Below are 22,522 nucleotides of genomic sequence, written 5' to 3' on the forward strand. Positions count from 1 at the left end.
GCTACGTCCGCGATGACGATGGTCCTCAGATATCCGCGTATACGTGCCGCTCGGCCTTGGCGCCCGGATGCGTGACCGCACCCTGCCACGCGGGGCCGACGTTCTGGGCGTAGCGCCACAGCGCGCCCGCGCCGTAATCGTTCTGGCGGCCCTGCCAGTGCGTGCGGCGCTCGGCGAGCACCGCGTCGTCGACGAGCAGGTCGATCGTCCCGGCTTCGGCATCGATGCGGATCGTGTCGCCGTCCTCGACCAGCGCGATCGGGCCGCCCTCGGCCGCCTCGGGCCCGACATGGCCGATGCAGAAGCCGCGCGTACCGCCCGAGAAGCGCCCGTCGGTGATGAGCGCGACCTTCTCACCCATGCCGAGACCATAAAGCGCGGCGGTGGTCGACAGCATCTCGCGCATGCCCGGACCACCCTTCGGCCCTTCGTAGCGGATGATGATGACCTCGCCCTCGTTGATCTGGCGCGCCTCGACGGCGGCGAAGGCGTCCTCCTCGCAATCGAAGCAGCGCGCCGGGCCCTCGAACTGCAGGCGGTGCATACCGGCAACCTTCACGATCGCGCCATTGGGCGCAAGCGAGCCGCGCAGGCCGACGACGCCGCCGGTCGGAGTGATCGGCGTGCTGACGTCGTAGATGACCTTCTGGTCGGGGTTCCACGTCACCTGGTCGATGTTCTCGCCCAGCGTCCGGCCGGTGACAGTCAGGCAATTGCCGTCGAGCAACCCGCCCGCCAGCATCGTCTTCATCAACATGTAGACGCCGCCCGCCTCATACATATCCTTGGCGACATACTTGCCGCCAGGCTTGAGGTCGGCGATGTACGGCGTTGATTTAAAGGCTTCCGCGACGTCGAACAGGTCGAAGTCGATCCCGGCCTCGTTGGCCATCGCGGGCAGGTGGAGCGCGGCGTTGGTCGAGCCGCCGGTCGCGGCGACGACGCGCGCGGCGTTGATGAACGCCTCGCGGGTGCAGATGTCGCGCGGGCGCAGATTGCGCGCGACCAGATCCATCACTTGCGCGCCCGCCGCAACCGCGATCTGTTCACGCGTCGTGAAGGGAGCGGGCACCATGTTGCTGTTCGGCAGCGACAAACCGATCGCTTCGCCGACGCAGGCCATGGTGTTCGCGGTGAACTGACCGCCGCACGCACCGTGGCCGGGACATGCGACCTTTTCGAGTTCGTGGACCTCCGACAACGGGCACGCGCCCGCCGCATATTTGCCGACCACCTCGAACACGTCGACGACGGTCACGTCGCGATCGTGGAAGCGGCCCGGCAGGATCGAGCCGCCATAGACGAAGATAGACGGGATGTTGAGGCGGAGCATCGCCATCATCATGCCCGGCAGCGACTTGTCGCAGCCCGCGAAGCCGACCAGCGCGTCGTAGCAATGGCCGCGCACCGACAGTTCGACCGAATCGGCGATGACCTCGCGGCTGACCAGCGAGGACTTCATCCCCTGATGCCCCATCGCGATGCCGTCGGTGACGGTGATCGTGTTGAAGCGGCGTGGCATCCCCCCGCCCTGCTCGACACCGCGCCGCGCGGCATCGGCCTGATCGTTGAGGGTGGTGTTGCAGGGTGCGCTGTCGTTGCCCGCAGAGGCGAGCGCGACGAACGGACGCGCGATCTCCTCCTCGGAGAGCCCCATCGCGTAATAATAGCTGCGGTGCGGGGCACGCTCGGGGCCGACCGACACGTGGCGGCTCGGCAGACGGGACTTGTCGAAGGTCTGGGTCATAGCGCGCACGCCTATGTCGCGGGAGGCGGGTGCAACGCAAGGATATTAGCATTGCGATCGCTCCACCGCGCGTGCCATAGTCGAGTAATACAGCAGGGAGGGCATCAGATATGGTGAAGGCAATTCTGGCGGCGGGGGCGGCGTTGGTCGCGATCCAGCCCGTCGTGGCGGCGACGGAAAGCGGCGCGGGCGTGCCGTTGATCGAGCGCGCCAAGCTCTTCGGCAATCCGACCCGGACCGGGGGCAAATTGTCGCCCGACGGCAAATGGATCAGCTTCATCGCGCCGCGCGACGGCGTGCTCAACGTCTGGGTCGCACCCGCCGACCAGCCCGATCAGGCCAAGCCGCTGACCGCCGAGAAGGGCCGCCCGATCCGGCAGAGCTTCTGGGCGCCGGACTCGCGCTCGATCCTGTTCGTCAACGACAAGGGCGGCGACGAGAACTTCCTGCTGTACGGCGTCGATGTCGCGACGGGCGTGCAGAAGACGCTGACCCCGTTCGAGAAGACGCGCGTGCAGGTGCTGGGCACCAGCGAGACGATCAGGGACCGCATCCTGATCGGCGTGAACAATCGCGATCCGCGCTGGCATGACGTGTACGAGCTGGACCTCAACAGCGGGCAGCTGACCAAGGTGCTGCAGAACGACGGCTATGCCGGGTTCGTCGCCGATGACGCCCTGAAGCTGCGGCTGGCGGCGAAGGCGCGCGACGACGGCGGGAGCGATTATTTCACGGTCGACGGCACGACGATCGGGACGACGCCGGTCGCGCAGGTCGGGCTGGAGGATTCGCTGACCACCTCGCCGCTCGGCTTCACCACCGATGGCAAGACGCTCTACTGGACCGATTCGCGCGGACGCGACACCGCCGCGCTGGTCGCGCAGGATGTGGCATCGGGCAAGACGACGATCGTCGGGCAGAGCGCGAAGGCCGATGTCGATGGCGGGCTGTTCAACCCGCGCACCGGGCAGCTGGAAGCCTATTCGGTCGATTACCTGACCAACGACTATGTGCCGGTCGGCGACGCGGTGAAGGCCGACCTCGCCTTCCTGAAGGCGCAGAACAAGGGCGAATTCTCGATCGGCAGCCGCACGAACGCCGACGACAAGTGGCTCGTCACCTTCGATCAGGTGAGCGCGCCGGTCGCCACCTATGTCTATGATCGCAAGGCCAGGACGCTGAAGCAGCTGTACGTCACCCGCCCCGAACTGGTCGGCGCGCCGCTGGTGGCGATGAAGCCGGTCGAGATCGCCGCGCGCGACGGGCTGACGCTGCCGTCCTATCTGACCGTGCCGAAGGGCGCGACGGGGCCGGTGCCGATGGTGCTGTTCGTCCATGGCGGGCCGTGGGCGCGCGACGGTTACGGCTATAACAGCTATCACCAATGGCTCGCCAATCGCGGCTATGCGGTGCTGTCGGTCAATTATCGCGGCTCGACCGGTTTCGGGAAGAAGTTCGTGTCGGCCGGCGACCTGCAATGGGGCCGCAAGATGCACGACGATTTGATCGACGCGGTCGACTGGGCAGTGAAGCGGGGCGTGACGACGCGCGACAAGGTGGCGATCATGGGCGGCTCGTACGGCGGCTATGCGACGCTGGCCGGGCTGACCTTCACACCGGACGCGTTCGCCTGCGGGGTCGATATCGTCGGGCCGTCAAACCTGTTCACGCTGCTGAAGACGATCCCGCCCTATTGGGAGGCCGGCAAGCAGCAATTCTACAAGCGCATGGGCGACCCGACGACCGAGGCGGGGCGTGCGCTGCTGAAGGAGCGCAGCCCGCTGACCTATGCCGAGCGGATCAAGAAGCCGCTGCTGATCGGTCAGGGCGCCAACGATCCCCGCGTCAACGTGGCGGAGAGCGACCAGATCGTCGCGGCGATGGCGGCGAAGAACATCCCCGTCACCTATGTGCTGTTCCCCGACGAAGGGCATGGCTTCGCGCGGCCCGTCAACAACATCGCCTTCAACGCGGTGGCGGAGAACTTCCTGGCGCCGTGTCTGGGCGGGCGGGCGGAGCCGGTCGGGGGGGCGCTGGCGGCGTCCACCGCGCAGGTGAAGCATGGCGCGCAGTTCGTGAAGGGACTTGCGGCGACGGGCGCGACGGCGGCGGGTCAGTAGGGGCGACGCCCCTGGTCCGTGAGGATCGGGGGCCGTCCGTCACTGCGAGCGGAGCAAGCCATTCGGGGTTGGATCAGGACGCGCTGGATTGCTTCGCTGCGCTCGCAATGACGACGTTGAGGGGCCTGGGCTTCTTCATCCGGGAAGGTCAGGCTCTACGGAGCCGCAGGAAGAGCGATCAACGAGTTCGTAGGCGGGTGGACCCCGGCCGGCGCCGGGTGACGGTTTCGAGGAGGCGGGAACGACCGGGGAGCCCCGCCCCTCACCCCAGTTGCGCGAGCGCCTTGTCGACGCCGTCGATCGTGAACGGCTTGGCGAGGCGCGGGCGTTCGCGGTGCGTCGGCGCGATCTCCTCGCCGCCGCCGCCGGTCGCGAAGACGAACGGGATGTTGCGTTCGGCCAGCGCGTCGGCAATCGCAAAGCTCTTTTCACCGCCACGCAGATTCACGTCGAGGATCGCGGCGTCGAACCCGCCCGCCTCCACCAGCGGCAGCGCGGCGGCCACGCTGTCGGCGGTGCCGGCGTGCGCCTTGTCCAGCGCGTCCAGGAAATCCTCCAGCATCATCGCGATCAACGGTTCGTCTTCGACCAAAAGCACACGCATCGTCATGCGCAACGCCATAGCGTGCTCTGTCCGGCACGCAACCGCCCTCACGCGGCCACGTTGCCGCCTTCCTGCGCCAGCAGCACGTCGCGCGTCGCCTCTGCCAGCTGCTGTACCGAAAACGGCTTCGGCAGGAAGGCGACGTTGTCGAGATCGATCGAGCGGCGCAGTTGCTCCTCGGCATAGCCCGACATGAACAGGATCGGGATGCCCGGGTGGATCTTGCGGAGCTGTCGCGCCAGCGTCGGCCCGTCCATCAGCGGCATCATCACGTCGGAGATGACCAGCGCCGGGCGATCCACCCCCTGCATCAGCTCCATCGCCGCCTCGCCATTCTCGGCCGCGAGCACGGTATAGCCCTGTCGCGCCAGCGCGCGCTCGGCGACCGCGCGCACCATGTCCTCGTCCTCGACCAGCAGGATCGTGCCGGTGCCCCACAATTCGCCGGAACGATGCCGCGCCGCCTGCTGCGCCTGCGCCGCGACGCTGACCACATCGGGCACGCCGGCGGTATGGACGGGCAAGTAAATGGTGAAGGTCGCTCCCTGCCCCGTGCGCGAATCGGCGAAGATGAAGCCGCCCGACTGTTTGACGATGCCGTACACCGTCGACAGGCCGAGGCCGGTGCCCTTGCCGACCTCCTTGGTGGTGAAGAACGGCTCGAAAATCTTGGGCAGGACATCGGCGGGGATACCGGTGCCGGTGTCGGAAATCTCCAGCGCGGTGTAATCGCCCAGCGGCACGATGTCGCCGCGCCGCCGGATCTCGGCGATCGGGACAGAGCGGGTCTGGATGGTCAGCTTGCCGCCGGTGCCCTTGCTGAGCATCGCGTCGCGCGCGTTGACCGCCAGATTGACGACGACCTGTTCGAGCTGTCCGGGGTCGGCGCGCACCGGCCCCAGATCGCGCCCATGCTTGACCTCCAGCGTGACGGTTTCACCCATCAGGCGGCGGAGCAGGTTGGACACCTCGGACACGACATCGGGCAGTTGGAGCACCTGCGGGCGCAGCGTCTGCTGGCGCGAGAAGGCGAGCAGTTGGCGTGTCAGGCTGGCGGCGCGATTCGAATTGGCGCGGATCTGCTGGATGTCGTCGTAATCGCTGTCGCCGGGCGAATGGCGCATCAGCATCAGGTCGCAATGCCCGATGATGGCGGTCAGGATGTTGTTGAAATCGTGCGCGACGCCGCCGGCGAGCTGGCCGACGGCCTGCATCTTGGTCGCCTGCGCCACCTCGCGCTTCAGCCGGTTCTCCTCGCCATTGTCCTTCAGGCTGAGCAGCACCGCGGCATCGCCCAGCCCGCGCGCGGCGGCGATCGACAAGGCGACGGGATCGTCGGGATGATCCTTCAGCCGCACCGCGAGGTCGGTCGAGCGCGCCGCGCTGCTGGCGAAGCGGCGGATCGCATCGGCAACCGCGCCCTTGTCCTCGCGCACCACCAAATCGCCGGGATAGATCGGCGGCGCCCCGACATCGACGTTGGCGGCGCGCGCGAACGCGCTGTTCATCTGCATGAACCGCCCCTCGCGGTCCACCAGCGCGACGCCGAACGGCATCAGCATCAAGAGCGCCTCGATCCCGTCGGCCGATCCGCTGATCCCGGCATCGCTGTCGATCAACGCCACCAGGATCGGGGCGTCGGCGTCGTCGGCGAGCGGGATCTGCACGAGCCGGAGCGGATTGGCGCTGACGCCCTCCGCGACGAACCGCACGGTACCGCCTTCCCCCTCGACCAGGAAGCGCGCCAGGTCCTCACCGACGATCGCCTGTTCGCTGGAGACCGCCGCGCGGCTGCGCAGCACGGCATTCGCCGCGATTACATATCCCTCGGCGGTGATCAGCGCGGCCATCACCCCCGCCGCGCCGAGCTGTATCCCCAGCGGGCCCTCCAGCGCCTCCATCAACCGCGCGGGCATGCCCGGCGCGACGGCGCGGCCGGCGAAGCGCCAGATCAGCACATCCTGCTGTTGCCCGGCGCGGGTGATCGTCGCCTCGATCACGCCGACCGCGCCGCGCAGCGTCACGCGCGCATGGCCATCGCGCCACGCGACGCGCCCCGCAACTTCCAGTTCGCCCGCGCCATCACCGGCCAGCGGCACCGACGGTGGCGTGGGGAAGCCGGCGAAAAGCTGTTCATACTGGTCGTTGGCGCACACCAGCCGACCGCCGCGATCGGTGATCGCCACCCCGTCCGCGCTGGCCTCCGCCATCACGCGCATCAATTCCCAGTCGTAGGCGACCGACACCGGCTCTCCGGAGCGACCCGCGAGCCGGATAAGCGCGCCGCCTACGCCCGCAACGACCAGCGCCGCCGCCAGGAAACCGCCGGCGACCATCGGATCGCCGACCATCCAGAGGATCAGCGCCGCCGCCGCCAGCCCCGCCACGCCGGCGATCGCCAGCGCGGCGACGCCGCCATTGATCCACCGGCGCTTTCCCTCCAGCGTCGCGAGCCGCATCGTCACCGGATCGCCTTACCAGATCCGGACGCGGGCGTCGGGGGCCAGGTACAGCTTCTCGCCCGGCTTCGGATCATAGGCCGAATACCACGGGTCCATGTTGCGAACGATATCGGCGCGCTGTTCGGAGGGCGCGTGCGGATCGGTCAGCAGGCGCTGACGCAGATTGGCCTCGCGATAGTTGCGCCGCCACACCTGCGCCCAGCCGAGATAGAAGCGCTGATAGCCGGTGAAGCCGTCGATGACCGGCGCGGGCTTGCCGCCCAGCGTCGCCAGCCACGCATCGTGCGCGGCGGCCAGCCCGGCGAGATCGGCGGAATTCTCGCCCAGCGTCAACTCGCCCTTCACATGCATCCCCGGCAGCGGTTCATAGGCGTCATATTGCTTCACCAGCCGCTGGCTGAGCGCCTTGAACTGCTGCACGTCGGCATCGGTCCACCATTGCGTCAGGCGGCCATGGGCGTCGTACTTCGCGCCCTGATCGTCGAAATGGTGGCTGATTTCATGCCCGATGACCGCGCCGATCCCGCCGTAGTTGACCGCCGGGTCGGCCTTCGGATCGAAGAACGGCGGCTGGAGGATCGCGGCCGGGAAGGTGATCGCGACCAGCCCGAAATTGGCCTGCGCGTTCACCGTCATCGGGGCCATGCCCCATTCCCAGCGATAGATCGGCTTGCCGAGCTTCGTGACGTTGTAATCGTGCCGCCACTGGTTGGCGCGCAGCGCGTTGCCGAACGCGTCGCCGCTGCGGATGTCGAGCGTCGAATAATCACGCCACTGGTCGGGATAGCCGATGCGCGGGGTGAAGGCGGCGAGCTTGGCCAACGCCTTCTGCTTCGTCTCCGGCGCCATCCAGTCAAGCTTGCGGATCCGCTGCCCCAGCGCGGCGAGCACGTTCTTGACCATCTCGTCCGCCGCCGCCTTCGTCTCCGGCGGGAAATAGCGCGCGACATAGACCTTGCTGACCTCGTCGGTCAGCGCCTGCGACGTGAAGCCGACCGCGCGCTTCCACCGCACCTGCTGCTGCGGGGTGCCGCTGAGCACGGTGCCATTGAACGCGAAGCTTTCCGCGTCGAACGCCTGCGGCAGCACGTCGGCGAAGCCATCGAGGCTGCGGAGCAGCAGCTGGTCGCGCAACACACCGATCGGGGTGGCGGCGATCAGCCTGGCGATGCCCGTGACGGCGGTCGGCTGCGCGACGACCAGCGCCGGCGCATCGACCTTCTCCGCCTTCAGGAAGGTGGCGAAGTCGAAGCCGGGAGCGCTCTTCATCAGTTCGGCGCGCGTCAGCTTGTTGTACGTCTTGTCGGCGTCGCGACTGTCGATGTTGTTCCAGTGAACACCCGCCACCGCCGTCTCGAACGCGACGACCGCCGCCGCCCGCGCCGCCGCGTCCGGTTCCCCGGCCAGCGTCAGCATCTTCGCCAGATGCGTCTGGTACGCCGCCTTGGTCTGCGCCAGCTTGGGATCGGTCGACAGGTAATAATCGCGGTCGGGCATTCCCAGCCCGCCCTGGTAGAGGTTGACGACATAGGTATCCGGATCCTTGTCGTCCTGCCCCACGTACAACCCGAACGGAATGTCCACGCCGTTGCGGTCCGCCTCCGCCAGCAGCGCGGGATAGCCGGCCTTGTCGACACGCTTGATCTTCGTCAGCCACGGCTGGATCGGCGCCAGCCCGGCGCGCTCGATCGCGGCGGTGTCGAGATAGGTCGCATAGGCGCGGCCGATCTGCGACCGGGCGTCGCCCTTCGCGCTTTCCAGAATCCCGCGCGTCCGCTCGCGCGAGAGATCCTGCAGCACGTTGAACGCGCCATAGTTCGACTCGTCGTCGGGGATCGGCGTGTTCCTGGCCCAGGTGCCGTTGGCGAAGCCGTAGAAGTCGTCGCCCGCCTTGACGCTGCGATCCATGCCGGCAGCGTCGAAACCGAAGGTGCCATAGGTGGGACGGTCGGCCGATGCCGCCGGGGCCGGCGTCGCGACGGGCTGGCTGGTCGATTGTGCGATCAGTGCGGCGGGAACGAGTGCGAACAGCGACGTCAGAGAAACGGTAATAAAACGCATGTAACCGGCATCCTTGAGGAAAGCCCCCGATGCGGCGTTTCTAGCCACCCGATGGCGGCGGCGCTAGTTGCCGTGGTGACGGCTCCGCCACTTCCGCGCGATCCACAAGCGCCAGAGCCACGCCGCCAGCCCGTAGCCGACCAGTGCGCCGATGAGCGAGCATACCACCATGCCCACCGCCGTGGCCGGGCCGACATCCTGAAGAAACCAGTCGACCCAGCCCGGCGCCGCCTGCACCGCGTCCCCCAGCGGCTGCCCGGGCACCGACCGGTCGATGTGGAGCAGCCAGTTGCCGACCTTGTAATAGAGGACGAACAGCAGCGGCGTGGTCAGCGGGTTGGTGAAGAACGTCGTCAGCGCGGCGGCCGGCACATTGGCGCGGAACGGCAGCGCCAGCACCGCCGACGCCGGAATCTGCCCCATCGGGATCAGGATGCCGGTGAACATGCCCAGCGCCACGCCGCGCGGCACCGATCGGCGGGTGAAGCGCCACAATTCGGGGGCGAGGACGCGGTGGGCGACGGGACGCAGCACGCGGCTGTTCTCCATCGACTCGCGGGTCGGGAGATTGCGGCGGCTCCACGCCGCCAGACGTTCCCACAGCGTCACGGGCCGGGTCGCCACGTCAGCCGTGGTCGCGCATGATGCGCCCCGCCTCACGCTTCCAGTCGCGTTCCTTCAGATGCTCGCGCTTGTCGTGCGCCTTGCGCCCCTTGGCGAGAGCCAGTTCCACCTTCGCGCGTCCCTGCCCGTTGAAATAGACGGTCAGCGGGACCAGCGTCATGCCCTCCCGCGCGACCGCGCCGTGCAGCTTGTTTATCTCGCGCTCGTGAAGCAGCAGTTTACGCGGCCGCTTGGGTTCGTGGTTGAAGCGGTTGCCGTGGCTGAATTCCGGGATGTTGGAATTGACCAGCCACACGCCGTCGCCGTTCACCTCGGCATAGCTTTCGGCGATCGATCCCTCGCCGAAGCGAAGCGACTTCACCTCAGTCCCGGTCAGGACGATCCCCGCCTCGTAGGTGGTGTCGACGGCGTAATCGAAGCGCGCACGGCGGTTCTCGGCGACGATCTTCTTCTTGTCGAAGGTGGCGGGCTTGGGACGCGACATGGGGGTGATGTAGGCGGATGCTCCGCGCTTTGAAAGCGTCAGGCGGACGGATGCCAAGTGATCTTTGGCGAACGCCACCGCGCGACTGCATCGGCCAACCGCACGCGCATCGCGTCGGACCCGTTGATGACGAAGAGGGCGCGAGCGGAAAAAGGCGCCGCCCGCACGGCATCGACTTTCGCGCAGCCAGCGGCCATTAGTCGTTCGGCCCAGTATTCCAGTTCCGCGTGATGGCCGCCCGGCCGTCGGGTTTGATGATGGTAGACGATGACGGGCCGCCCGTTTCGCGCCAGACGCGCGACCTCATCAACCGTAACGCTCTTGCCGGCTTTTGCCGACCCCGGGGAGTAACCAGCGGGAGCGAAGCCGTTATCAGGATCTAGGAATAACAGGTCCCTATCACCGCTCCAATTAATCAGTCGATCAAACCAAGCCGCACGCGCTTGTCGCTTTGCATTGGGAGCCCCATCGAAATCTAGTCGATCACTGTGGTAGGTTGCGTGTTCGAGAAGACGGAGGGCCTCGATTGAGCGAACAGATCGCTCGCCCGCTTCGACCATCTCGCGAAGCTTATCGAACAACACCGGATCGATCGCGCGCCAGACATCCGGCCTTGCTAGATAGCCGACATGGCGGCCATCGCCATTATGGCTTTCATCGGGGTACAGCCACCAAGCGACCCCGGTGCGATGCCCGACCGCTGCCGCTCGTAGGATGGCAAATTTGAGGTAATCGCCAATGTCCCCGGCGTAGCGGTTCTGCACTTTACGACCCCGCCTGCGCCAGACCAGCGTCCACCGCCGCGCGGCTTGCTTCGGAAGGCCAGGTCATCGGCAGGCGCAGGCCATCGGGGAAGCCGGGGCGGACCTTCGTCAGCGCATATTTCACCGGGCCGGGCGAGGCGTCGGTGAACAGCGAGGTATGGAGCGCGAACAGCCGGTCGTGGAGGGTGCGGGCGGTGGCATAGTCGCCGCCCGCGCAGGCGCGCTGGAAATCGGCGCACAGACGCGGCGCGACATTGGCGGTCACCGAAATGCAGCCGACCCCGCCCGTGGCGTTGAAGGCGAGGCCGAGGTCGTCATTGCCCGACAATTGGCAGAAATCGGGGCCCAGCGCCGCGCGATGCTGGCTAACGCGGGTCAGTACGCCCGAGGCGTCCTTGACCGCGACGAACACCCGTGGGAACGCCGAGACGATCCGTGCCATCGTCTCCGGCTGGATATCGGTGACGGTGCGCGCGGGAACGTTGTAGAGGACGATCGGCAGCGGCGCGTCCTGCGCCAGCGCGGCGAAATGCTGGTAGATGCCCTCCTGCGAGGGTCGATTGTAATAAGGCGGGACCATCAGCGCGGCGTCGGCCCCCGCTTCCTTCGCGGCGATCAGGTTGGCGGTGGCGACGCGGGTGTCGTTCGATCCGGCGCCGGCGATCACCGGCACGCGCCCGTTCGCCTGATCGACGCACACGCGGACGATCGCGAACTGCTCCTCCTTGGTCAGCGTCGCCGCCTCGCCGGTCGTCCCGCACGGAACCAGCGCCGACGACCCTTCCGCGATCTGCCACTCGATCAACTCTCGATAGGCGTCCTCGCAAAAATCGCCATGCGCGTCGAACGGCGTGACCAGCGCCGGGATGGAACCTGAGAACATGAGGCGAATTTGCTCCTGTGGCGCGAATTGGGGGACGTCGTTCAGCGCAGATACGGCTAGGAACGCTAGTCTGTCCACCAAGGGCGTTCGGTCGGAAAACAGTGAAGGCGGGTGCGTTGATCCTTTTCGTTGCAGCAGCAGGCGCGGTGGCGGTGGCCGCCGGTCAATATGGCGCGATGCCGCAGACGCCCGCTCCGCCCCCGCCGGTGCAGGCCGCGCCGCTGCCGGGGATGGCGCAGCCGCTGGCGCAGTGGAAGGTGCTGACGCAGACCGATGCGCTGCCGTTCGACAGCTATGCGCAGTTCATCGCCGCCCACCCCGGCTGGCCCGGCGAGGCGGCGATGCGGCGTACGCTGGAGCGCAAGGCGGCGACCGATCCGAACACGCCGGTCGCCAGTATCGCGGCCTTCTGTCGCAGCCGCACGCCGTTGACGGCGGCGGGCTGGGTGGCGTGCGCGCGCGCCTATCAGGCGACCGGCGCGACGGTGCAGGCGCAGGTGGCGGCGCGCACCGCATGGCGTATGGGCAATTTGTCTACGCAAGACGAGGGGACGGTGCTGAACCAGTTCGCGGGCGCCTTGTCCCCGGCGGACCATGACAAGCGCATGGACGCGCTGTTGTGGCAGGGGGCGACGAGCGCCGCCGCGCGGATGCTGCCGCTGACCAGCGCGGCGGCGCGGCCGCTGTTCACCGCGCGGCTGGCGTTCCGTACCGGCGCGCCCGAGGCATCGGCGCTGACCGAGCAATATGACGCGATCGGCGCGCGCGACGCCGGCTATGTCGCGGACAAGGCGACGTGGCTGCGCGATTCGGGGGCGAGCCCCAGCGCACGCACGTGGCTGGCGCGGACCCGCAGCGGCATGACGCTGCCAGGGCATGTCGAGCGCTTCTACGAGGTACTGCTGACCAACGCGCGGGGCGCGGCGGCGGATGGTCAATGGCAACTCGCCTATGACATCGCGCGGCAGATCGACGATGCCTATCCGGTCGGCACCGACGTCTCGACCAAGCCCTATGGCGAGCGCGACGATTATACCTCGCTGGCGTGGCTGGCGGGTCAGGCAGCGCTGAAACTGAACCGTCCCGCCGATGCGCGCGCGATGTTCGAGCGTTACGGGCGCGGCAGCCAGTCGCCGCAGACGCGCGCCAAGGGCTTCTACTGGGCCGCGCGCGCGGCGCAGCAGGCGGGGCAGCCGGATGCGACCGCGCTGCTGGAGCGGACGGCGGGATATCGCGACCAATATTACGGGCAATTGGCGAACGAGCGGCTGGGGCGCGCACTGACCGCGCCCCCCGCCCCGCCCGCGCCGGTGATCGCTCCGGCGGCGCGATCGGCTTTTTATGCGCGCGAGACGGTGCGCGCGGCGCAGTTCTTGGGCCAGACCGGGCAATATCAGGACCAGACCGCGTTCGTGAAGCAGATCGCGATCGATGCGACCAGCGACACCGACCATTATCTGGCGGACGAATTGTCGCGGGCAATGCGGCGGCCCGATCTGGGCGTGCTGGTCGGGCGCAGCGCGATGCAGAACGGCCTGACCGAATATAGCGCCAACGGCTTCCCGACGGTCAGCGTCCCGGCCGGCTATGAGAGCGAATGGCCGATCATCCACGCGGTCGCGCGGCAGGAAAGCCAGTTCGACCGCACCGCCCGCAGCCCGGTCGGCGCGAGCGGGCTGATGCAGTTGATGCCGGCGACCGCGCGGGAACAGGCGGGCAAGCTGGGGCTGCCGTACGACCAGACGCGGCTGACCACCGACACCGATTACAACATCCAGCTGGGGTCGAGCTATTTCCAGCGGATCTTCAACCTGTACGGCAGCTATCCGCTGGCGATCGCGGCTTATAATGCCGGGCCGGGCAATGTGAACAAATGGCTGCGCGCGAACGGCGACCCTCGCACCGGATCGGTCGATGCGGTCGACTGGGTGGAGGCGATACCGTTCGGCGAGACGCGCAATTACGTGCAGCGCGTGCTGGAAAACGCGGTCGTCTATGACCTGATGAACCCGGCGCGCGCGAAGAGCCGGGGGCCGAACAACCTGAGCTGGTATCTGGGGCGGTCGCGCGGCGGGTGAGGCCGCGCGCACGGCCGCTCACCGCGCCGGTATGACGTCCAGCGCCAGCAGCGCGAAGACGGCCAGTCCGGCGAGGATGCGATAGATGACGAAGGGCATGTAGCTGCGGCTCGACACCAGTCGCAGGAAGACGACGATCACACCATAGCCGGTGACGAAGGCGATGATCGTCGCCAGCAGCGTCGGCCCGGGCCCGAACGTGCCGAACCGCCCCCAGCTGTCCGCCAGTTCGAACAGCCCGGACGCCAGTACCGCCGGGATCGCAAGCAGGAACGAGTAACGCGCCGCCGCCTCGCGCGTGTAGCCGAGGGCCAGGCCGGCGCTGATCGTCCCGCCGGATCGCGACACGCCGGGGACGAGCGCCATCGCCTGCGCGACGCCGAGGATCAGCCCGTCGCGCCAGCCCAGCCGATCGAGCGTCCGCCGCTTCGCGCCCCAGCGATCGGCAAGGCCCAGCACCAATGCGAAGAGGATCAGCATCGTGGCGGTGACGCGCAGGTCGCGCAGCCCGCCTTCGATCTGATGCTTGAACAGCAGGCCGAGGACCGCGATCGGCAGCGTGCCGAGAATCACCAGCCAGCCCATGCGCGCGTCCGGCGACAGCGTCGCGGGTCGCCGGAGCAGCGCGTGGAGCCACGCCTGCGCGATGCGCCAGATATCTTGGCGGAAATAGAGCAGCACCGCCGCTTCGGTACCGATCTGCGTGATCGCGGTGAAGGCGGCGCCGGGATCGTTACCCGACGGCAACAGGCTTCCGGCAATGCGCAGATGCGCGCTGGACGACACCGGCAGGAATTCGGTCAGGCCCTGCACCAGGCCCAGAAAGATCGCTTCCACCCATAACATCATTGCAATGCGATCCCTTGTTCCGGTCTGGTTCGTACGGTCCTACCCGCCATCGTGGTGCCGGGTCAGCTGTTGGCGGTCGAGCCGGGAGTGTCGGGCATCGGCGCCGCGCACGTCGCCCAATCGCCGTCGCCGCCGTCCTCGTTCCCGGGGTGCGGTGGTCGCCCCGCGATGACGATATCGGCGCCGATGCTCATTCCACGATGTCCCCGCGCAGGATGAGCTTGCAACAGGCGATGGTCCCGACGAACCCGACCATCCGCAGCAGCAGCGCGGCCTCGAAACAGGTGTCGTCATCGCCAGCCACGCCGATCAGGACGATCAGCGCGATGGCGTTGATGACCATCGTGTCGAGCGCGACCGACCAGCGGGAGAACCTGCCCGCATCGCTCTGCCGCGAATACCGGCGCGGGTTATGGCACGGGAAGCAAAGCGTAAACAACCCCGTGCTGGCCGTGAGGCACGCCTCGCCGCGGTGATGGTCCGCTCAGGGGGCGACCGGCACCACGAAACGCTGCCCCGACGCGGTCACGCCGGTTTCCACCGCGATCCCATAGGTTTCCCGGATCAGCGGCGCGGTCAGCACCGCCGAGCTGCCCCCCGCCGCGACGACGCGTCCCTCGCGCAGCAGGACGACATCGTCCGCCAGCCGTGCGGCCAGGTTCAGATCGTGGACGACCAGCACCACGCCGCGCCCGGCCGCCGCCACCGCGCGAAGTTGCGCGCCGATATCCAGCTGGTGCGCGGGGTCCAGGCTGGCGAGCGGCTCGTCCGCCAGCAGCCAGTCGGGCTGACCGGCAAGGACGCGCGCCAGCAGCGCGCGCGCACGCTCGCCCCCGGACAGATGCTCGACACCGCGCCGCGCGAAGCCGGTCATGCCGGTCGCCGCCAGCGCGCCCGCGACGGCGGCGCGATCGGCGTCGGTCTCTCCCCACCGCCCGCGCCACGGCAGGCGGCCCAGCCCGACCAGCGTCGCGACATCGATGTTCCAGTGCACGTCGGCGGCTTGCGGCAGGAAGCCGATCCGGCGCGCGCGCTCGGTCGCGGGCACCGCGCCGACATCGGTGCCGTCCAGCGTCGCGCGTCCCTCCGCCGGACGCCGCAACGCCGCCAGACAGGCCAGCAGGCTGCTCTTGCCGGCACCGTTCGGTCCGAGCAATGCGGTGACGCGCCCGCTGGCGATCGACACGGAGATGTTGTCGAGCACGCGGCGCCCACCCAGCGCAAGCGTGATCCCCTCGGCTGCGAGCACGCTCATGCCAGCCGCCGCCGCATCGCGATGAGCAGATAGAGGAAGAACGGCCCGCCCAGCATCGACATCGCGATCCCGAGCCGCAGCTCGCTGACCGTCGGCGCGATCCGCACGAGGCTGTCGGCGACGGTCAGCAGCAGCGCGCCGCCCAAGGCGGCCGGCAGCAGCGTCGCGGACGGGCGATGCCCCGCGAACGGCCGGACCAGATGCGGGACGATCAGCCCGACGAAGCCGATCACTCCCGCCGCCGCCACCGACGCGCCCACCGTCAGGGCGGTGCCGGTGATGATCGCCAGTTGCAGCCGGCGGGGATTGACGCCGATCGATCGCGCCGCCTGCTCGCCGAGCGTCAACGCATCGAGCGCGCCGCCGGTGCGGGACAGGATGATCATGCCGATCGCGATCAGCGGCAGCACGACCTCCACATCGTTCCAGCTGCGGTCGGTCAGCGCGCCCATCAGCCAGGTGACGATCTCCGACGCGACGAACGGCGTGGGGGCCAGGCTGATCGCCAGCGCGGTCAGCGAGCCGGTGATGTTGGTCAGGATCATCCCCGCCAGCGTGAACAGGATCAGGCTTCCCGACCGACCGGCGATCAGCGCCAGCGCCGCCATCGTCACCGCCGCCCCGGTCAGCGCGAAGCCCGGCAGCAGCCACGCCTGCGCGGCGTAAGCGAAGTAGAGTGACAGCACCGCGCCCAGCGCCGCGCCGGACGATACGCCGAACAGTCCCGGATCGGCGAGCGGATTGCGCAGATAGCCCTGCATCGCCGCCCCGGCCATGCCCAGCGCGCCGCCCACGGCCAGCGCCAGTACGGTTCGCGGCAGGCGCAGCTCTACGATGATGATCGAGCGCGGATCGGCGGCGGTCCAGGCAGCAAGCGGCACCCACACCTTGCCGGCCGCGATCGACAGCATCGCCGCGAGCAGGACGCCGAGCGCCAGCAGCCAGCACGCGCGGCTCATCGCGCCACCGCCGCGCGCACGTCGCGCAACCGCGCCATAGCCGTGACGATCGACGGGCCGCCGCAGTTCATCAGCCGCGCAGCGAACGGGGCGACCGTGATCCGCTCCGCCAGTCGCCGCAACGCCGGGTGACGCTCGGCGCGCTCGCCCCCGCCCTCGGCCGCACCGACCGACAGCAGGACGCGCGGCGGGCGCGCGACCAGATATTCCAGCGGCAGCACGTCCCAGCGCTTCAGCCCGTAACCGGCGCTGGCGTTCGCGAAGCCGGCGCGGCGTAGCAGGTCGTCGGGCAGCGTCCCCGCCCCTGGCACCAGCCCGCCACTGCCGAGGATCAGCGCCGGCACCGGCCGCGCGCCGCTCGGGCGCGCGGCAGCGAGGATGCGCTCCGCCAGCGCGGCACCGCGCGCCGGCTGGCCGATCGCGTCGGCGACCTCGCGCACTTGCCGCGCACTCTCCTCTACGGTGGCGGGGACCGGATACTGAACCAGACGTATGTGCATCCGCGCCAGTGCCGCGACCGTCGCGGGCGCGACATGCCCGCTGGCGACGACCAGATCGGGACGCAGCGCCACCACCTCCTCCGCGGTCCCGGACGTGGCGGCGAACCGCCGCGCCTGCACCAGCGGGATCGAGGTGGCACGCGGATCGTGCGAATAGTGGCTGATCGCGACCAGCTGCGCCGGATCGGCGACCTGCATCAGGATCGCGTCGAGGCAGGGATTGATCGAGACGATGCGCGGCGCGCGCGGCGCCATGGCCCCCGACAGCAGCGGCAACGACGCCGCCAGCGACACATGGATCCATCCTGACGCGCGTTTCACATCACACCCCGCTGCCGCGACAACGCGGGGCGTCGCCGGTGCCGACCGTCACGTCGTCGCACGGGGGAAAGCTCCCCGATCGCCCGGCACACCCCGTCCGCGCGATGGACAACCGCGATCAGGCAGGTTTCCTGGCTCCCGGGTCCATGCCTGCCGCCCGCCTTCCCGGATCGCTGGCGACCCAGTGGCGTGCGAGGAGCGGAAGGCTCGCCGGTGACAGTTGCGGGGGCAGCTCCGGCATCGCACCGGATTCCCTTTCCTGTTCGCAAATCCCGCCTAGCCGTGCGCGACGAACCGGGCAAGCGCGGCGAGCAGCGGCACGTCGACCGGCGGCATCGGCAGCCCCGCCAGCGCCTCCGGACGGTCCCAGCGGAACGCCTCCGCCTCCAGCGGGACCGGGGTGCCGCGCCAGTCATGGCAACGATAAAGCAGCATCGTCACCGGCGCGTCGGTGGCGAAGCCGACCGGTTCCAGCGCGGCGGGATCGACGACGATCGCGAGTTCCTCGGCCAGTTCCCTGACCAGCGCGCTGGCCGGCAGCTCGCCGGGTTCGACCTTGCCGCCGGGAAACTCCCACAACCCGCCGTGGCGCCGATGGCGGGGCCGCTGCTGCATCAGGCATCGTCCCCGCGCGTCGATCAAGGCCACCGCCACCACCAGCATCGCCATCGAACCTTCCTTAACCCGCAGGCCTTATGACAAGGCGCATGCCACGTCGTCATACCCGTCCCGCCCCCGGCGGAAACAGCGGCTACCGGCGCGTCGTCGCCGTGGCCGCGGGAACGTTGCTGTCGCTGGCGGTGCTGAGCGGCGCGGTCGGGGCACTGGTTAACGATCTGGTCGCAACACGTTGAAGTTGGTGAGCGAAAATCTACTGTTTCGCTTAAGCGTTTCTCAACTCTGCGCACCTAGAACGACCTGTGATGGCCCTGCAGAAGGGGCGTCGGCCGGGTACGGACGCTTCACGAGGTTATTGGAGATCGACATGCAGAAGATTCGCGCTTTCCTGAAGAACAGCAAGGGCGCCACCGCGATCGAGTACGGCCTGATCGCCGCGCTGATCGCGGTCGCCGCCATCGCGGCCATGAAGGGCCTGGGCACGCAGCTGGGCACCACGTTCAACAACGTGTCGGGCAAGCTGGCGAACAACTCGTAACGGCAAAGCCGTCGACAAAAAAGGGCGGGCGAACTCCGGTTCGCCCGCCCTTTTTTCGTGGATCAGCCGATCCGGCCCATCTTCAGGAACTTGGCGCGACGTTCCTGTCGCAACCCGTCGGGCGTCAGCGCGGCGAGCTCGCCCAGCATCCGCTCGACCGCATCGCCCAGCGCGGTGATCGCGCCGGCATGATCGCGATGTGCGCCGCCCAGCGGCTCGGGCACGATCGCATCGATCACGCCCAGCGCCTTCAGATCCTGCGCCGTGACCTTCATCGCCTCCGCCGCATCCGGCGCCTTGTCGGCGGTGCGCCACAGGATCGAGGCGCAGCCTTCCGGCGAGATCACCGAATAGACGGCGTGTTCGAACATCAGCACGCGATTGCCGCTGGCCAGCGCGATCGCGCCTCCCGAACCGCCCTCGCCCACCACCGCCGCGACCATCGGCACGCCCAGCGCCAGGCACGCTTCGGTCGAGCGCGCGATCGCCTCCGCCTGTCCGCGCTCCTCGGCCTGGATGCCGGGGAACGCGCCCGAGGTATCGACCAGCGTCACCACCGGCAGGCCGAAGCGATCGGCCAGTTCCAGCAGACGGATCGCCTTGCGATAGCCCTCCGGCTTGCCCATGCCGAAGTTGTGGCGCAACCGGCTGGTGGTGTCGTCACCCTTTTCATGGCCCAGCACCATCACGCGCTGGCCACGGAAGGTCGCAAATCCGCCCAGGATCGCCTGGTCGTCGCCAAAGGCACGGTCCCCGGCCAGAGGCACGAATTCGTCGAACAACCCGGCGACGAAATGCTTGAAGTGCGGGCGTTCCGGATGGCGGGCGACCTGCGTCTTCTGCCACGGGGTCAGCTTGCCGAAGGTATCCTTCAGCAGCTTGTCCGATTTGGCCTGCAGCTTGGCGATCTCGGCGGAGATGTCGATCGTGCCCTCCGCGCCGGTGTCGCGCAGTTCGTCGATGCGCGACTGCAGCTCGGCGATGGGCTTCTCGAAGTCGAGGAAAATACGCATCCGGCGCAGCTAGGCGCGCTTTCGCAACGCGTCAACGAGCGGGTGGCGTTCGTTGACCAGCTCGACCAGCCGGAGGCTGTCGACATGGGTGTAGATTTCGGTGGTCGCGATATCGGCATGGCCGAGCATCGTCTGGAGCGCGCGCAGATCCGCGCCGCCTTCCAGAAGGTGCGTCGCGAAGGCATGGCGCAGGACGTGCGGGCTGATCCGGTCCGGCGCGATCCCGGCCTCCGTCGCCAGCGCGCGGACGAGCTGGAACAGCCGCACGCGCGAGATATGCGTGGCCCCGGACGGGAACAGGAACAGGCGGTCGAGCGCGACATGCGCGCGCCACGCCGCCACTGCCGCCCGCGCGCGATCGGAAATCGGCACCAGCCGCTCGCGACCACCCTTGCCCTTCAGGATCAGGAACGGCCGGTCGGGATGGATGGCGTTGCGCGGCAGCGACACCAGCTCGGTCGCGCGCAGCCCGGAGCCGTAGAGCAGCTCGAACAGCGCCGCGAGCCGCAGGTCGGGGGGCAGCACCGGATCGCGCGCCAGCCGCGCGTCGATCGCGGCGAACAACCGGTCGACATCCGCGTGGTCGAGCGTGCGCGGCAACGCCCGCGTCGTGCCGGGGCGCGGCAGTGCCGACGACGGATCGTCCGCGCGGTCGCCGTCATCGACCAGATAGCCGAAGAAGCGGCGCAGTGCCGCCGCCTTGCGTGCCACCGTCGCCTTCGACAGGTCACCCCAGCCGTCCGCCAGCCGCTCCAGCGCCGCGCCGTCCGCCGTCGACAGCCCGCCGTCCAGCGCGGCCGACGCGAGCGTCAGGTCGCGGCGATACGCGGCCAGCGTATTGGCCGCCGCCCCCGCCTGCGCCGCCATCATCTCCAGAAAGCGGTCGATGGCCGCCGCATCGTTCACAATCGCGCTAGCGCTTCCGCCGCGATCATCCGCGCCTCACCCTCCAGCCCGACCGCGCGCAGCGACGCGACGATGCGATAGAGCGCGGCCGGCGGGACATGCGCCCAGCCGCTGGCCTGCATCCCCACCGCCGCGAGCAACAGGACGGTGCCGGGTTGCCGATCCTCGGCGGCGCGCTCGATCGCGCGCGTCCAGGCGTTCTCCGCCGCGATCGGCACGCCGAGCCTTTCCGCGAGCGCGGGCACCTCACCGGCGGGAATCCGTTCCAGCCCGGCCATGCCGGCGAGGAACATCTGCCGCTTGCGATCGGCGAGGCCGCCCTGCGGCGCGTAATCGGTGACGACCGACGACGGAAGCTGCGTGATCGCATCCGGATCGGCCAGCAGCAGCATCGCCCAGCCGTCGCTGCCGACCGGCACCGCGCCCTGCCAGCGCTGCGCGGTGCGATCCAGCCCCGCCGACAACATCGCGGCGATCAGCCGGTCGGCCCGCTTCTCGCCATTGGCGGCGGGCAGGCGCGCGGCGGCGCGCGCGGTCAGGATCAGCCGTGCATAACGGGTCGCGGGATCATCCGCGCCGTCCCACAGCTTCGCCATGGCCCCGATGCGCGCGGCACGATCCGCCCCGACATAGGCGTCGCGCAGCGTCGCGACGGTGGCGGACAGCGCGGGCGGCACGTCGGTGCCGTCCGCCAGCGCCGAATAGAGATCGACCAGCGCGCTGTTCGACAATATCCCCATCGCGGCGGCGCGCTCGGCCACGGCGGCGCGCTCCGCCAGCGGGATCGCCGGGGCCAGCGCCTGCCACGCGCGCACCTGCGGCCCCACGGTGGCATAGAGTTCGTCGGGGATCGCCACCCCGGTGGCGGTGGCGAGGCCGAAGCGCCAGGCGGTGAGCTGTACCACCGGCGCCCAGTCGATCGAGATCGCCTGCCGGCTGTCGAGCCCGGCGCCCATCACCTTCTGCGCCAGTTGCAGGTCGATCCCGCTCGCGACGCGGCGCCGCCGGACGTCGGCGATCAGCGGCTGGGCACGCGCCGCCCCGGTCAGTCCGGCGCACATCGCGCGCGCGACGACCCAGCCGCGCTCGCCGTCGCCCGCCGCGTCGGCCAGCGGACACATGGCGCCGGGATCGGCGGTGGCGAGCGCGGCCTGCATCCACACCGCGCGCAGCTTGGGCGTAACGCGCTCGCTGTCGACCGCCTGCGCCACGGCGCGCGCCGACACCGACTCGCCCATCCGCAGCAACAGCCATGCGCGCTCGGCGGCAAAGTCCGCGCCGTTGACGCCGCGCGGCGTATCGACCTGCGCCACCAGCAATCGCCGCAATCCGATCGACAGCCAGCGCGACGGCAGCGGCGCGGACAGATAGCGCATCAGCCGCTCGACATAGCGGCCGTCCGCCGCCCCGAAGGCGTCACGCGCGAAGCTCTGATCGGCGCCGACCGTGGCCAGCGACCGGCGCGCGAACGACGGCAGGACATAACGCGGGGTCGGCACCGGGGTCGGCGATGCGCCGACCGTCGGCGATGGGATCGGCGACGGCACCAGCGGCGACGGCGGAGCAGCCGGCGCGGTCACGCCGGCGCGCGGCGCGCCGGTCGCGGCCGGTGCCGGGGCGGGCGCGGGTGCCGGCGCGGCGCCGGGGTCGCCGAAGCCGGGCGGCAACAACGATTCGGGCCGATCCTGCGCGAAGGCGGCGGCGGCCAGGCCGAGCGCCGCCTTCGCGCAGGATCG

General features: G+C 69.2%; 22 protein-coding genes and 1 riboswitch. Of the genes, 4 read left to right on the top strand and 18 right to left on the bottom strand.

Annotation, left to right across the window (positions count from 1 at the left end):
- Positions 1-25 precede the first annotated feature (25 nt).
- The gene (gene ilvD / locus NS334_RS10225; RefSeq protein ID WP_058755865.1) at positions 26-1,747 is read right to left on the bottom strand and encodes a dihydroxy-acid dehydratase; all 1,722 of its coding nucleotides are present in this window, start codon (positions 1,745-1,747) and stop codon (positions 26-28) included.
- 110 nt (positions 1,748-1,857) lie between these two features.
- Between ilvD and NS334_RS10230 the strand changes: the two genes are divergently transcribed.
- Positions 1,858-3,867: a S9 family peptidase gene (locus NS334_RS10230; RefSeq protein ID WP_058755866.1), complete on the top strand. Its 2,010-nt coding sequence runs from the start codon at positions 1,858-1,860 to the stop codon at positions 3,865-3,867.
- 262 nt (positions 3,868-4,129) lie between these two features.
- Here the strand turns inward: NS334_RS10230 and NS334_RS10235 are convergent, their stop codons facing one another.
- The 7 genes from NS334_RS10235 to dapA all read right to left on the bottom strand — a co-directional run bounded on the left by NS334_RS10235 (position 4,130) and on the right by dapA (position 11,749).
- The gene (locus tag NS334_RS10235; protein WP_058755879.1) at positions 4,130-4,477 is read right to left on the bottom strand and encodes a response regulator; all 348 of its coding nucleotides are present in this window, start codon (positions 4,475-4,477) and stop codon (positions 4,130-4,132) included.
- 41 nt (positions 4,478-4,518) lie between these two features.
- Positions 4,519-6,930 (bottom strand): hybrid sensor histidine kinase/response regulator, encoded by a 2,412-nt coding sequence (locus tag NS334_RS10240; RefSeq protein ID WP_058755867.1) that lies wholly within the window; start codon positions 6,928-6,930, stop codon positions 4,519-4,521.
- Between the two features lie 15 nt (positions 6,931-6,945).
- Positions 6,946-8,994, bottom strand: coding sequence for a M13 family metallopeptidase (locus tag NS334_RS10245; RefSeq protein WP_058755868.1), 2,049 nt, complete (start codon positions 8,992-8,994; stop codon positions 6,946-6,948).
- Between the two features lie 63 nt (positions 8,995-9,057).
- Positions 9,058-9,618 carry a DUF2062 domain-containing protein gene (locus tag NS334_RS10250; protein WP_241491900.1) on the bottom strand — a complete coding sequence of 187 codons (561 nt, stop codon included), beginning with the start codon at positions 9,616-9,618 and terminating at the stop codon, positions 9,058-9,060.
- Position 9,619: 1 nt separating this feature from the next.
- Complete coding sequence (gene smpB / locus NS334_RS10255) at positions 9,620-10,102, bottom strand: SsrA-binding protein SmpB (protein WP_058755869.1); 483 nt, start codon at positions 10,100-10,102, stop codon at positions 9,620-9,622.
- Positions 10,103-10,140: 38 nt separating this feature from the next.
- Complete coding sequence (locus NS334_RS18235) at positions 10,141-10,866, bottom strand: hypothetical protein (RefSeq protein ID WP_153002688.1); 726 nt, start codon at positions 10,864-10,866, stop codon at positions 10,141-10,143.
- Position 10,867: 1 nt separating this feature from the next.
- Positions 10,868-11,749 (bottom strand): 4-hydroxy-tetrahydrodipicolinate synthase, encoded by an 882-nt coding sequence (dapA, locus tag NS334_RS10260; protein ID WP_058755870.1) that lies wholly within the window; start codon positions 11,747-11,749, stop codon positions 10,868-10,870.
- Positions 11,750-11,925: 176 nt separating this feature from the next.
- Here dapA and NS334_RS10265 point away from each other — a divergent pair, with 176 nt between their 5' ends.
- Positions 11,926-13,827: a lytic transglycosylase domain-containing protein gene (locus NS334_RS10265; protein ID WP_083500396.1), complete on the top strand. Its 1,902-nt coding sequence runs from the start codon at positions 11,926-11,928 to the stop codon at positions 13,825-13,827.
- 18 nt (positions 13,828-13,845) lie between these two features.
- Here NS334_RS10265 and NS334_RS10270 read toward each other — a convergent pair whose 3' ends face one another.
- The 7 genes from NS334_RS10270 to NS334_RS10295 form a co-directional block, all read right to left on the bottom strand.
- Positions 13,846-14,673, bottom strand: a complete 828-nt coding sequence (locus NS334_RS10270; protein ID WP_058755881.1) for an undecaprenyl-diphosphate phosphatase — start codon at positions 14,671-14,673, stop codon at positions 13,846-13,848.
- A gap of 65 nt (positions 14,674-14,738) precedes the next feature.
- Complete coding sequence (locus NS334_RS19280) at positions 14,739-14,870, bottom strand: hypothetical protein (protein WP_275044683.1); 132 nt, start codon at positions 14,868-14,870, stop codon at positions 14,739-14,741.
- A complete protein-coding gene (locus NS334_RS19285; protein WP_275044684.1) occupies positions 14,867-15,115 on the bottom strand; it encodes a monovalent cation/H+ antiporter complex subunit F in 249 nt (82 codons plus the stop codon). The genes NS334_RS19280 and NS334_RS19285 overlap by 4 nt, the downstream gene beginning before the upstream one ends.
- Before the next feature lie 45 nt (positions 15,116-15,160).
- Complete coding sequence (locus tag NS334_RS10280; RefSeq protein WP_058755872.1) at positions 15,161-15,931, bottom strand: ABC transporter ATP-binding protein; 771 nt, start codon at positions 15,929-15,931, stop codon at positions 15,161-15,163.
- A complete protein-coding gene (locus tag NS334_RS10285) occupies positions 15,928-16,890 on the bottom strand; it encodes a FecCD family ABC transporter permease (RefSeq protein WP_058755873.1) in 963 nt (320 codons plus the stop codon). The genes NS334_RS10280 and NS334_RS10285 overlap by 4 nt, the downstream gene beginning before the upstream one ends.
- Positions 16,887-17,684 carry an ABC transporter substrate-binding protein gene (locus NS334_RS10290; RefSeq protein WP_241491901.1) on the bottom strand — a complete coding sequence of 266 codons (798 nt, stop codon included), beginning with the start codon at positions 17,682-17,684 and terminating at the stop codon, positions 16,887-16,889. Before NS334_RS10290 ends, NS334_RS10285 begins: the two co-directional genes overlap by 4 nt.
- Positions 17,685-17,815: 131 nt before the next feature.
- Positions 17,816-18,006, bottom strand: a riboswitch (cobalamin riboswitch).
- On the bottom strand, positions 17,988-18,380 hold the full coding sequence (locus NS334_RS10295) for a (deoxy)nucleoside triphosphate pyrophosphohydrolase (protein ID WP_342585547.1): 393 nt from the start codon (positions 18,378-18,380) through the stop codon (positions 17,988-17,990). Its footprint overlaps the riboswitch before it by 19 nt.
- A gap of 38 nt (positions 18,381-18,418) precedes the next feature.
- Between NS334_RS10295 and NS334_RS18645 the strand changes: the two genes are divergently transcribed.
- Together NS334_RS18645 and NS334_RS10300 are read left to right on the top strand one after the other, a co-directional pair.
- Positions 18,419-18,565, top strand: a complete 147-nt coding sequence (locus NS334_RS18645) for a hypothetical protein (protein WP_193753056.1) — start codon at positions 18,419-18,421, stop codon at positions 18,563-18,565.
- 131 nt (positions 18,566-18,696) lie between these two features.
- Positions 18,697-18,867 (top strand): Flp family type IVb pilin, encoded by a 171-nt coding sequence (locus NS334_RS10300; RefSeq protein WP_058755884.1) that lies wholly within the window; start codon positions 18,697-18,699, stop codon positions 18,865-18,867.
- A gap of 62 nt (positions 18,868-18,929) precedes the next feature.
- Here NS334_RS10300 and NS334_RS10305 read toward each other — a convergent pair whose 3' ends face one another.
- From NS334_RS10305 to NS334_RS10315, 3 genes are all read right to left on the bottom strand, one after another.
- On the bottom strand, positions 18,930-19,880 hold the full coding sequence (locus NS334_RS10305; RefSeq protein WP_058755874.1) for an acetyl-CoA carboxylase carboxyltransferase subunit alpha: 951 nt from the start codon (positions 19,878-19,880) through the stop codon (positions 18,930-18,932).
- Positions 19,881-19,889: 9 nt separating this feature from the next.
- Positions 19,890-20,786: a tyrosine-type recombinase/integrase gene (locus tag NS334_RS10310; RefSeq protein WP_428835049.1), complete on the bottom strand. Its 897-nt coding sequence runs from the start codon at positions 20,784-20,786 to the stop codon at positions 19,890-19,892.
- A partial coding sequence (locus NS334_RS10315; protein ID WP_058755875.1) for a hypothetical protein occupies positions 20,783-22,522 on the bottom strand: 1,740 nt, incomplete at its 5' end. The genes NS334_RS10310 and NS334_RS10315, both read right to left, overlap by 4 nt.

This window comes from Sphingomonas endophytica, assembly GCF_001476895.1.
GTDB lineage: Bacteria > Pseudomonadota > Alphaproteobacteria > Sphingomonadales > Sphingomonadaceae > Sphingomonas > Sphingomonas endophytica_A.

Bases quoted from the DNA above. Each gene is read 5' to 3' on its own strand.
- ilvD (WP_058755865.1), bottom strand. From the start codon at position 1,747: ATGACCCAGACCTTCGACAAGTCCCGTCTGCCGAGCCGCCACGTGTCG.
- NS334_RS10230 (WP_058755866.1), top strand. From the start codon at position 1,858: ATGGTGAAGGCAATTCTGGCGGCGGGGGCGGCGTTGGTCGCGATCCAG.
- NS334_RS10235 (WP_058755879.1), bottom strand. From the start codon at position 4,477: ATGACGATGCGTGTGCTTTTGGTCGAAGACGAACCGTTGATCGCGATG.
- NS334_RS10240 (WP_058755867.1), bottom strand. From the start codon at position 6,930: ATGCGGCTCGCGACGCTGGAGGGAAAGCGCCGGTGGATCAATGGCGGC.
- NS334_RS10245 (WP_058755868.1), bottom strand. From the start codon at position 8,994: ATGCGTTTTATTACCGTTTCTCTGACGTCGCTGTTCGCACTCGTTCCC.
- smpB (WP_058755869.1), bottom strand. From the start codon at position 10,102: ATGTCGCGTCCCAAGCCCGCCACCTTCGACAAGAAGAAGATCGTCGCC.
- dapA (WP_058755870.1), bottom strand. From the start codon at position 11,749: ATGTTCTCAGGTTCCATCCCGGCGCTGGTCACGCCGTTCGACGCGCAT.
- NS334_RS10265 (WP_083500396.1), top strand. From the start codon at position 11,926: ATGCCGCAGACGCCCGCTCCGCCCCCGCCGGTGCAGGCCGCGCCGCTG.
- NS334_RS10270 (WP_058755881.1), bottom strand. From the start codon at position 14,673: ATGTTATGGGTGGAAGCGATCTTTCTGGGCCTGGTGCAGGGCCTGACC.
- NS334_RS19280 (WP_275044683.1), bottom strand. From the start codon at position 14,870: ATGAGCATCGGCGCCGATATCGTCATCGCGGGGCGACCACCGCACCCC.
- NS334_RS10280 (WP_058755872.1), bottom strand. From the start codon at position 15,931: ATGAGCGTGCTCGCAGCCGAGGGGATCACGCTTGCGCTGGGTGGGCGC.
- NS334_RS10285 (WP_058755873.1), bottom strand. From the start codon at position 16,890: ATGAGCCGCGCGTGCTGGCTGCTGGCGCTCGGCGTCCTGCTCGCGGCG.
- NS334_RS10295 (WP_342585547.1), bottom strand. From the start codon at position 18,380: ATGGCGATGCTGGTGGTGGCGGTGGCCTTGATCGACGCGCGGGGACGA.
- NS334_RS18645 (WP_193753056.1), top strand. From the start codon at position 18,419: ATGCCACGTCGTCATACCCGTCCCGCCCCCGGCGGAAACAGCGGCTAC.
- NS334_RS10300 (WP_058755884.1), top strand. From the start codon at position 18,697: ATGCAGAAGATTCGCGCTTTCCTGAAGAACAGCAAGGGCGCCACCGCG.
- NS334_RS10305 (WP_058755874.1), bottom strand. From the start codon at position 19,880: ATGCGTATTTTCCTCGACTTCGAGAAGCCCATCGCCGAGCTGCAGTCG.